Genomic DNA, 10,309 nt, shown 5'->3' on the forward strand with positions numbered 1-10,309 from the left:
GACGGTAGGGCCGGCCCCGCGGTGCCCGCTACCCTACGAAGTGGGTATGCCATGAACGAGACGATGAGACCGAGCGACGACGACGCGCTCAGCGGGGAACTGCGCGCGCTGCGGGCGAGCACCCCGTTCCCGGTGCTCTTCGCCGGATCGGTGGTCAGCCAGCGGTTGCTGCTCAGCGGCTTCGCGGGCACCCGAAGCCGCACGCTGCGGGGCCTGGTCATCGATACCCGCTGCGGCCTCGGCGGCCGGGCCATCGCCGAGCAGCGGCCGGAGTCGGCGCCGGACTACTTCAACTCCAGTCACATCACCCACGACTACGACGCGCAGGTGGCCGGCGAGGGGATCGAGTCGCTGCTGGCGGTGCCGGTGGTGGTGCGAGGGGTGACCCGGGCGGCGATCTACGGCGGACTGCGGCGCCGGCGGCCGATCGGCGACGTGATGGCGTCCGCGTTGCTGGCGTCGGCGCACCGACTGGCCCGCGAGATCGAGGTCCGCGACGAGGTGGACCGGCGGGTACTGCTGATCGAGCGGTCCCGCGTCGAGCATGGCGGACCGGCGCGCGGCGCCGCGGTTTCCGAGGCGATCACCGAGAGCTACCTGGTGCTGCGGGACCTGGCCGACAAGGTCGGCGACCCGGCGATGGTGCAGACGCTGCGATCGGTCGAGCAGACGCTGCGCTCGCTCACCGCGCCCGCCGACGTCCCGGCGCGGGTTGCGTTGTCGCCCCGCGAGTTCGAGGTGCTCTCGCATGTGGCACTGGGCTGCCGCAACGCGGAGATCGCCGACCGGCTCTCGCTCAGCGTGGAAACCGTGAAGACGTACATGCGGAACCTGATGGCCAAGCTCGAGGTGGCCAGCCGGCAGGAGGCGGTGTTCGAGGCACGTCGGTTGGGGTTGCTGCCGTAGGAGCGACGAGCGGAACTCGGTCGGGTGCGAACTCCCCGGCTCCTACCGCCGACCGGGGAGCGCAGCGAGTTCGGGCACATGGTCGTCGGTTCGTACCGTCACGCTGACCCGCTCCGATCGGTCGTACTCGACGCGTCGAACGTGAGTGACGTGCTCGGAGACGATGGTCGCCAGGGTGTCCCGGCCGGCGGGCAGGGCCCGCGCGGTCAGGGTTCCGTCCTCGCACGAGTCGAGCTCCTCGACGAGGCCCGCCCGGATCCGGGCCACCGACTCGGCAGATGCGCCGGCCAGGCCACCGTCGTCGAGCAGGATTACTCGTGCGCCCCGTCTCCGAGCCGCGTCGACCGCCGCGCACACCGCTGCGTCCGAGGCGAACACCGGCGCCCGAAGGGTGTCGCGCAGCTGGGATTCCAGTACCGCGCAATCCTCGCGTTCCCTCGCGGAGAACTCGTGCCCGGCGGCGGAGGCCTCGAGGATCGGGCGGGCCACGCGGTCCAGCCGGGAGAGCTGGGTGTCGCGCTCGCGCAGCACGGCCTCGGTCATGGCCTCGTCGGCGGCTCGCTCGGATTCGCGTTCGCGCAGCCGGAACACCGCCACCCCGACCCTCCGGATGCTGAACGCGAAGAACGCCGACATCAGGACGGGGGCGAGGTTGATCGAGGCCAACCGAATCCCGGTGCCCCAGCCCTGCCCGGTCGCGTCGCTCCAGACGCCGCTGGTGAGGATCACCAGCGCCGCTCCCACGAACGCGTACGCCGCGCGGCCCCGTACCGACATGTAGACCAGCACCACCGTCACCGCGCGTATCTGCCAGGCCGAGTCCAGCGTCCAGCCCGGCACGGGCAGCTGCCACAGGACCAGCGCACAGGCGATCGGCCCCAGCGCGGTCAAAGCGAGCGTGTGGACCGTCGGCAGCGGGTCGCCCGGCACGGCGATGATCACCGCCGCCCCGGCGGAGACCAGCGCTGCTGCCAGCAAGGTCGGCCAGATGGAGTGCACCCCTTCCAGATTGGCAAGGGCCACGACGGTGAAACTCAGGCAGAACAGCGCAACGAGCACCCTCGCGGCGGGTCGGTCCAGGCCGAGTAGGACGCGCACGTCGCGGAAGTCACTGGACTCGGTGCCGGTCACGACGGTGCCGTCCAGCGCAGGGTGACCCGAGTGCCGCGGTGGGCAGCGGAGTGGATCTCGGCGGTGCAGCCCGGTACCGACGCCATGCGCGAGTGAATGCACACGCTGATGCCCAGTCCGTACTGCGGAACCCGGTCGGGGTCGAACCCTCGACCGTTGTCGGCCACCAGCACCTGCACGCCGTCGATGTCGACGTCGATGGCAACGAGCCGGTCCGCAACCTGCTTCGCGCTGTCCGCGTGCTGAATGCTGTTGCGGAGGGCTTCGGTTGCGGCGGAAGCGATCGCGCGGCAGGCCTCGCGCGGAATGGTGACGGGCGAGCCCAGCCGGACCTGAAGGTCGACGGTGCCGTCCTCGTCGACGTCCATCAGCGCGGAGCGGATCAAGGCGACCGCGGCGTCCGCGTCGAGGTCTTCGGTGGCCACGTCGCTGGCGTGCAGGCGGTCGAGTTCGCGAAGCGCGACGCCGGACTGGGCGCCGAGCTGGTCGCTGTTGCCGTGCCGTGCGATGCCGAGCAGCGTCGACATGACGCTGTCGTGGATCAGCGCGTCGAACCGCTTCCGCTCGACGTCCCGCGCGGCGACTGCGGCGGTCGCCGCGGACTGTCGCGCGGCGGCGGCGCGGGTGCGGTCGAGCATGCAGCCGGACTGGACTGCGGCGATGGCGGCGAGGACGAACATGCTGTTGGTCATCACGACGTTGAGGATCTCCGGCAGCAAGGTGCCCTCTGGTCCGGCTCGGGTGATGTGCCGTATCACCTCCGCCGCGCAGCTGCTGACCACGAGGAACAGCACGCCGAGGGTCGGAGGCCAGCACACCGCCGCGGCCATGGCCACGAGCCCGGAGATCGCGGACAACCACACGTCGCGGGTCGGCGGGAGGTTCCCCTGTAGCGCGGGCAGCCAACCGGCCATGGTGACGAGGTAGGTCGCGGCGCTCAGTGCGCTGAATCTGCGAACCCACCCCAGGTCGGGGGCGTAGCTGGCAGGCCACAGGGCGAGCAGGGGCGCGAAGACGATGACGACGGCAACCGGGGTGTACCACGGTGCCAGCACATCCGACTGGACGAAGATGACGGGGATCAGCACCACGGCGAAGAACAGGGCCCCGGCGCCGAGCACGCGGGCAAAGGTGCGGATGACCCCGGCCTCCGCGTCACCGATCTTGCTGTTGCGCGCGGTCATTCGAGCCGGACCGGCGACGGCTGGATCACAGCTCGTCGATCGAGATCAACCCGTCCTGCACCGCGCGGGCCACGAGGGCGGCCTTGGTCGGTGCCGCTCTACCCACCTGTGCGTACTTGGCGCGGATGCGTGCGAGATGGGTGTTGACGGTGCCCAGTGACAGGTACATAGCCGCGGCAACCGCGCTCTTCGAGTCACAGTGCAGCCACCGCAGCAGCACCTCGATCTCGCGCGCGGACAGCGTCGGCCGGATCAGTGCGGGCCGGGCGACGGACGCCTGCGGTGTGGCCGGTGCGGGCGTGATGCGGGCTCGCTGCGCGTGCGGGCGGTGCAGAAGGTGGTCGAGTGTCGCGGACATGGGCCCCCCCGGGGAGTAAGTCGTCAGTGCAGGGCCCGTGGAGAATCGGGCCACGCTCTGCACCGACGCTAGGCGGCGAGGTGAGGGTTGCCCAGACGGAAGTTCTCGGCCCCCAACGCCGAGGGCATCGTTAGCTATGTAAATGACTTGTCCCTCGGGGCGGGCTGGATGGGAAGGCCGTCGGACCCGAACTCGATGCGTCGAACGGAATTCCCGCTGGTGGCGAGGAGGGTCGCCGCGGCTTCGCGCGCCGGCGGCAGGATCCGTACCGTCACCGCGCCGTCGCGTGCGGCGTCCAGTTCGTCCGCCACCCCGGCCAGGAAACGGGCGCGGGCCTTCGCGGTGGCCCTGTCCAGGCCGTGGTCGTCGAGCAGGATCACCTCGACTCCGCGGGCGCGCGCGGCGCGGGCCGCCGCGACCAGCGTGCCCTGCGTGAGCGCCGGCGCACGCAGGGTGTCGCGCAGGTGTGCCTCGAGGAGTTGGCAGGCCAGCCGGTCGGCAGTGGTCAGTTCGACGCCAGTGCTGATCTGCTCGAGCAGCGGTCGGGCCAGTTCGTCGAGCCGGCGCAGTTGGCGGTCTCGCTCCTCGAGCACCGCGGAGTCGGCGGCCTCGGCGGCGACGCGGCGTGTGGTCTGCTCACGCAACTCGAAGATCGCCCGGGCATCCGGTCGGATCGTGTACGCGAAGAATGTGGACATCAGGACGGGTGCCAGGCTGATCACCGACATGGAGATCCCGGGGCCGGCGCCCTGCCCGGTCTGGATCGACCAGGCGACGACGACACCGACCATGGAGGCGAATCCCAGCCAGGCGTACCAGGTTCGCCCACGCACGCACATGAAGGTGTATATCGCGGTGGACGCCCCGATCGGCCAGGTCTGCAACGGACTCGTGACGGGAGCCGGCAGCACCGAGAGCACCAGCGCGCAGCTGACGGGGCCGATGCCGGCCAGGACCAGAGTGGACGGTAGCGGCAGCGGGTCGCCCACGACCCGGAGCAGGGCCACCGCGCCGCCGGTGACAACAAGCACCGCAACCGCCTCCGGCCAGAAGGCGCTCACTCCGTCGAGGGAGACAACCGCGAGCATCGCGAACGTCAGCATGTAGAACCAGACGATGAATGTCGCGGCTCTGCTCTGCATGCCGAGCAGTTCCCGGACGTCGCGGGTGCCGGGAGCCGCCGTCACGGCGTGGTCCAGGTCAGGTGCACCCGGGTGCCGTCGCAGGGCCGCGAGTCGATGCGCGCCGAGCCGCCGGGGACCTGCCCCATCCGTCCCCGGATGCTTACCGCGAGGCCGAGACGGTGTGCGGGAACCGCGTTGATGTCGAACCCTTTGCCGTTGTCGGCGATGCGCACGCTGAGGCGGTCCGGTGCGATCGCGACATCGACTGCTCGGTGCGCCTCCGGACCCGCGTGCGCAATGCTGTTGCGCAACGCCTCGGCGAGCGCCGCGCCCATCGCTCGGGCGGCGGCGGCGGGCATGGTCAGGGCGGTCCAGTCGGGGTGCCGGAGCGCCTGCAAGATGACGTCCTCGTCCACCTCCGTCGCGGCGGCGCGCAGGTACGAGAGCACCTCCTCGCCGTCGAAGTTCTCGTGCGGGCCGGGGCCGGACCGGAGGGCGTCGAGTTGGCGCATCGTAGCGACGGATTGCGCTGCGACGCTCGGCGTAGCGCCCTGCCTGGACGCGGAGAGCAGGGTGGACATCACCCCGTCGTGGATCAGCGCGTCGAAGCGTTCGCGTTCGACGGCGCGAGCACGTTGGGCGGCGGCGCCCGCGGCGGCGGCGTGGGTGGAGTCGGTGGTGGCGTCGAGCACCCGCCCGGTACGCAGAGCCATCGCCGCGGCGCCTACGAACAACGTGCAGAACATGATCGCGAACGCAATGTCCGGGATCAGCGGGCTGGTCAAGGCATCGTCCCGCGCCATGTTGTTCAGTATCTGTACTGTGCTGCAGGCAATTACGAGATGGGCAAACGCGTAGACAGGGCGCCAGGCGGCGACCGCGGCGAGGCTTGCCACGCCGGGGAAGTTGGACAGCCACGTCCCTTCGCCGTTGAGCAGATGCTCGCCGTTCCAGGCCAGCGGCCAGGCCGCGACGGCCAGCAGATAGGCGATGGCTGCAACCCCGGCGGCAATGCGCAGTGCCCGGGTTCCCGGGAGGAACGAGGCCACCCCCATCGCCACGCCGGACCCGAACACCGCCACCACGGCCGTGGGCGTCCACCATTGGTCCATCAGGCGGGTCTGGGAGACGATCGCCGGCAGCAGCAGCACCAGATAGAAGAGGTAGCCGACGCCGATGAAGCGCGCGAACAGTCGCAGGATGCGGTCGGCCGCCTCGTGTCTGGCGCCGGCCGGTGGGGCGGTGGAGGTCACAGATTCGTGGATGGACCGGGTCACGGTTGGTCGGGATGGCGGGGCATGGGCAGCCAACCGTCCTCGACGGCCCGCTTGTACAGGTCGGTCTTGGTCCGGGCCGGCCGGCCGGCCTCGGCATACTTGGCCCGGATCCGCGCGAGGTAGTCGTTGACAGTATGTTCGGCCAGCCCGGTGAGGCTGGCGACGCGGGCGGCCTTCTCGCCGGAGGCATAGTGCGCCAGCACATCTCGTTGTCGGGGACTGAGGCCGACGTCGAGCAGGCCGGGGTCGCCGTCGATGGCGGCCGCCCACTCGGTGGTCACCACCTGCTCGCCGTTGGCCGCGGCGGAGATCGCCGCGACGACGGTGGCGGTGGGCTCGGACTTGCGGACCACCCCGAGCACCCCGGCCTTGGCGGCCAGGCGCACCAGGTAGGGGTTCTCCGCGCCGGTGAAGACCAGGGTCTCGAGCCCCGCCGCCCGCAACTGTTCGACATTGGTCCGGGGCGAGGAACCGTCGGTGAGGCGCAGGTCCAGGATCACCAGGTCCAGTCGGACCTCGCGTGCGAGCAGCTCGGGGACGGTGGCGGCGCTGGCCGCGATGACGAGGTCCGGCTGGTCGGCCAGCATCGTCTCGAGGCCCATCACCACGGACTCGTGATCCTCGACGATTCCGATGCGGCGGGGAAGGGTCTCCGGTGGGACGGACTCACTGGCGGTCACGGCGTGCCTCGTACTTCTCGGGTCTGCGTCTGGCTACTTCTCGGGGCTGCGGTGTTGCGGGCTGCGGCATCGCGGGCTGACGCTAGCAGTCGTCCCTGACACCCGAGCGAAGTCGGTTCCGACGATTCGATCGGGTTCACCGGCCGGGGGTCCGGGGGTGGAAAAGGCGCCACCAGGGAATGTTGCCCGTGACACAAAGCCGCTGGTAGGCGACATGTCCTAGTGGCTCAGCAAAGCATGCCACAGCCGATCTGGACGTTTGACCAAAACGGCGGCAATGTCGTTGTTCTCCGTGCCAAATGTGCCGCACCGCGAACCGGTAGCCGACCAGTTGCTCCTCGGGTCGACGGTGGAACAGGCCCGATGTCGCGGCTTCCGGTTGGCCGGGTGTGAGCGCCCGGAGTAGGGTGTCGAGGTCTGGCACAAGCCGGCTGCGCAGGGTCGAGGGGAAGAGGAGGTGTGGCTTGCCGTGAGCCAACCTCCGAGTACCTACCGAAGTCGCTAGTCGCGCGGGGCGTGTCCTGCCCACGGGGTTGACGACTTCGCATCGCATCGGCGCCGCGGTGGTAGCGGCGCCCGCCGTGCCCCGACTTACGCGAAAGCTGAACCCATGCGTCAAAAGCGCCCCTTCCGCGAACTGCTGCCCAGCCGTGCCGCCAACCCGTCGCACGAACTCGTCCCCGAGCACTCGATGGCCCCGCACCAGGCGCCGCCCGCCCCGGCGGTCGCCCCGGTGGAGGCGAGCGTCGTCAACAGCGGCGTCTACCGCGACGGATTTCGGATCGAGACGCCGTCGAACCTGGCCGAGGCGTTGCGGAGCCTGCCCGACGCGTCGTCGATGGCCTGGATCGGGATGTACCGGCCCGACGCGGAACAGCTGTACGCCGCCGCGAAGCAGTTCGGGCTGCACGAGCTGGCGGTCGAGGACGCGATCGTCGCGCACCAGCGGCCCAAGCTCGAGCGATACGGCGACACCCTGTTCGTGGTGCTGCGCGCCGCCCGTTACCTCGACGAGACCGAGCGCGTCGACTTCGGTGAGCTGCACATCTTCTGCGGTCCGACCTTCGTGCTCACCGTCCGGCACAGCGAGTCGCCGAACCTKTCCGCGGTGCGGGCGCGGATGGAAAGCGACCCCGACCTGCTGCGGCTCGGTCCCGAGGCGGTGCTCTACGCGATTCTCGACGCCGTCGTGGACGGCTACGCACCGGTCGTCGCCGGCCTGCAGAACGACATCGACGAGATCGAGACCGAGGTGTTCAGCGGCGACCCGAAGGTGTCGCGGCGCATCTACGAGCTGACCCGCGAGGTCATCGAGTTCCAGCGCGCGACCCGGCCGCTGCTCGACATGCTCAGTGGCCTCTCGGCCGGGTTCGAGAAGTACAAGACGGACGAGGAATTGCAGAAGTACCTGCGCGACGTCACCGACCACGCCACCACGGTGGTCGAACGCGCCGACGGGTTCCGGCAGCTGCTGGGCAACATCCTCACCGTCAACGCGACGCTCGTCTCGCAGACGCAGAACGAGGAGATGTCCGCGCTGACCCAGGCGAGCTATGCGCAGAACGAGGAGATCAAGAAGGTCTCGGCATGGGCCGCAATCCTGTTCGCCCCCACGCTGATCGGCACGGTCTACGGGATGAACTTCGACTCGATGCCGGAGCTGCACTGGGCGGGCGGCTATCCGATGGCGCTGGGGATGATGATGCTGACCTGCGGCGGGCTGTACACGATCTTCAAGCGTCGCGGCTGGCTGTAGGCGCTTCGCGCCCGTGAGTCCTCGGTCCTTGGGTGGGCCGAAGGACTCACGGGTGGTGTCGCCGGCTCAGCCCTGGTTCTGCTGAGCGGTGTCCTTGCCGCCGCGCAGCTTCTTCCACTGGGTGCTGACGAGGTACTTGACGAGCAGGCCGTAGTTGCGGATCTTCTCCACGAGGGGTCCCCTTCTGGACAGGTGAATACGGCGCGACGGTGTCGCGACCGTCGGCCACTCTACGGTTCCAGATCTCCCGGCACGGCAGTTCCTTGAATTCGTACAACGCTATTCGGGGCGGGGGTCGCCGGCGACACCTGTACAGGGTCAGACTCCCGGTCCTACGCTGGTTGGACTCCGTCACCGAAGAGTGAGGAAGACCGATGAGCAGCCACGTCTACAGCGTCACCGAGGTGGTCGGGTCCTCGACCAAGGGGATCGACGACGCCATTGCCGGCGCGATCGCCCGGGCCGGGGAGACCGTCCGCAACCTGGAGTGGTTCGAGGTGGTGCACACCCGCGGGCACATCGTGGACGGCAAGGTCGGGCACGTGCAGGTGACGCTCAAGCTGGGGTTCCGGCTCGACTCCGAGTAGTCCCGCGCAGGCGAGTCGGGCGGCGCGGCGGGCGTTTTGCCTCGCGGATCCGCGGCCGGTGCGCAAGTATGGGGGCGTGGATCTCCCGTTGACTCCGCCCCTGCAACCGATGCTCGCGAAGGCTGCCGCCGCCGTGCCCGCGCAGCCGGAGGGCGAGGATCCGGTGTGGTCCTACGAACCCAAGTGGGACGGCTTCCGTGCCATCGTGTTCCGTGACGGCGACGAGGTGGTGCTCAGCTCGCGCAGCGGCAAGGATCTGGGCCGGTACTTCCCCGAGATGCTCGCGGCGGTCCGTGAGGAGCTGCCGTCGCGCTGCGTGCTGGACGGCGAACTGGTGGTACCGCGTGAGGTGGACGGCCGTACCCGGCTGGACTGGGAGGCGCTCTCCGAGCGGATCCACCCCGCCGCCAGCCGGGTCACGCTGCTGTCCGAGCAGACGCCGTCGCAGCTGGTGGGTTTCGACCTGCTCGCGCTCGACGACCGGGACCTGACGGGGGAGCCCTTCGCCCGGCGCCGCGAGCTGCTGCTCGGCGCCGTCGGGTCGCGCGGCCGGTCCTGTCACGTCACCACCGCGACCACCGACGCGGGCCTCGCGCAGGAGTGGTTCTCCACGTTCGAGGGTGCCGGACTGGACGGTGTGGTCGCGAAAAAGCTTGCCGGGCATTACCTTCCGAACAAGCGGGAGATGATCAAGGTCAAGCATGCGCGTACCGCGGACTGCGTGGTGATCGGGTACCGCCCGCACAAGAGCCAGCCGGGGATCGGCTCGATGCTGCTCGGCCTCTACGACGGCGACGAGATGCACTTCATCGGCGGCGCCTCCGCGTTCACCGCGGCCAGGCGGATCGAGCTGCAGGCCATCCTCGACCCGCTGCGCCTCGGCGAGGACGTCGTCAACGACGGCGAGGCCAGCCGGTGGTCCGCGGGCAAGGACCGGCAGTGGGTGCCGCTGCGACCCGAACTGGTGGTGGAGGTCGCGTACGACCAGATGGAGGGCGACCGGCTGCGGCACGCCGGACGGTTCCTGCGCTGGCGTCCGGACCGGGAGCCGCGCGAATGCACCTACGAGCAACTGGAGGTTCCGGTGCGATACGACCTGACCGACGTGTTGGCGGGCGGTGCGTCATGACCGGGACCACGGACCTCGGCGCCGTCGTGACCGAGGCCCAGCGGTTGTTCGACCACGGCGAGCCCGCGCAGGCGCAGCGGCTCTTCGCCGACGCCTGGCGCACCGCCCCCGCCGACGAGCTGGAACTGTGGGAGGGGCTCGGCCGGCTCGCCGCCGGGCTGAGCGCCGCGGTGGGGG

At 70.0% G+C, this 10,309-nt stretch carries 11 protein-coding genes; 5 read left to right on the plus strand and 6 right to left on the minus strand.

The window, feature by feature from the left end; translation table 11 throughout:
* Positions 1-51: 51 nt before the first annotated feature.
* The gene (locus AC1DU4_RS09670; RefSeq protein WP_477839288.1) at positions 52-906 is read left to right on the plus strand and encodes a helix-turn-helix transcriptional regulator; all 855 of its coding nucleotides are present in this window, start codon (positions 52-54) and stop codon (positions 904-906) included.
* 42 nt (positions 907-948) lie between these two features.
* Here AC1DU4_RS09670 and AC1DU4_RS09675 read toward each other — a convergent pair whose 3' ends face one another.
* From AC1DU4_RS09675 to AC1DU4_RS09700, 6 genes are all read right to left on the minus strand, one after another.
* Positions 949-2,037: a hypothetical protein gene (locus AC1DU4_RS09675; RefSeq protein ID WP_477839290.1), complete on the minus strand. Its 1,089-nt coding sequence runs from the start codon at positions 2,035-2,037 to the stop codon at positions 949-951.
* Entirely contained in the window at positions 2,034-3,221 is a 1,188-nt protein-coding gene (locus AC1DU4_RS09680) for a sensor histidine kinase (RefSeq protein ID WP_477839292.1), read from the minus strand. Before AC1DU4_RS09680 ends, AC1DU4_RS09675 begins: the two co-directional genes overlap by 4 nt.
* Positions 3,222-3,246: 25 nt before the next feature.
* Entirely contained in the window at positions 3,247-3,579 is a 333-nt protein-coding gene (locus tag AC1DU4_RS09685; RefSeq protein WP_477839294.1) for a LuxR C-terminal-related transcriptional regulator, read from the minus strand.
* 134 nt (positions 3,580-3,713) lie between these two features.
* A complete protein-coding gene (locus AC1DU4_RS09690; RefSeq protein ID WP_477839299.1) occupies positions 3,714-4,766 on the minus strand; it encodes a hypothetical protein in 1,053 nt (350 codons plus the stop codon).
* Positions 4,763-5,956: a sensor histidine kinase gene (locus AC1DU4_RS09695; RefSeq protein WP_477839301.1), complete on the minus strand. Its 1,194-nt coding sequence runs from the start codon at positions 5,954-5,956 to the stop codon at positions 4,763-4,765. The genes AC1DU4_RS09690 and AC1DU4_RS09695 overlap by 4 nt, the downstream gene beginning before the upstream one ends.
* 20 nt (positions 5,957-5,976) lie before the next feature.
* A complete protein-coding gene (locus AC1DU4_RS09700) occupies positions 5,977-6,660 on the minus strand; it encodes a response regulator (RefSeq protein ID WP_477839303.1) in 684 nt (227 codons plus the stop codon).
* A 691-nt stretch (positions 6,661-7,351) separates the two neighbouring features.
* On the opposite strand from AC1DU4_RS09700, the gene AC1DU4_RS09705 reads away from it, so the two are divergent.
* The 4 genes from AC1DU4_RS09705 to AC1DU4_RS09720 form a co-directional block, all read left to right on the plus strand.
* A complete protein-coding gene (locus tag AC1DU4_RS09705) occupies positions 7,352-8,416 on the plus strand; it encodes a magnesium and cobalt transport protein CorA (protein WP_477839317.1) in 1,065 nt (354 codons plus the stop codon).
* 374 nt (positions 8,417-8,790) lie between these two features.
* Positions 8,791-9,003: a dodecin gene (locus AC1DU4_RS09710; protein ID WP_477839305.1), complete on the plus strand. Its 213-nt coding sequence runs from the start codon at positions 8,791-8,793 to the stop codon at positions 9,001-9,003.
* Positions 9,004-9,079: 76 nt separating this feature from the next.
* Positions 9,080-10,132: an ATP-dependent DNA ligase gene (locus AC1DU4_RS09715; RefSeq protein ID WP_477839307.1), complete on the plus strand. Its 1,053-nt coding sequence runs from the start codon at positions 9,080-9,082 to the stop codon at positions 10,130-10,132.
* The coding region (locus AC1DU4_RS09720; RefSeq protein ID WP_477839309.1) for a DUF309 domain-containing protein at positions 10,129-10,309 on the plus strand (181 nt) is incomplete at its 3' end. The genes AC1DU4_RS09715 and AC1DU4_RS09720, both read left to right, overlap by 4 nt.

It is taken from the genome of Rhodococcus sp. P4_F5, assembly GCF_056401315.1.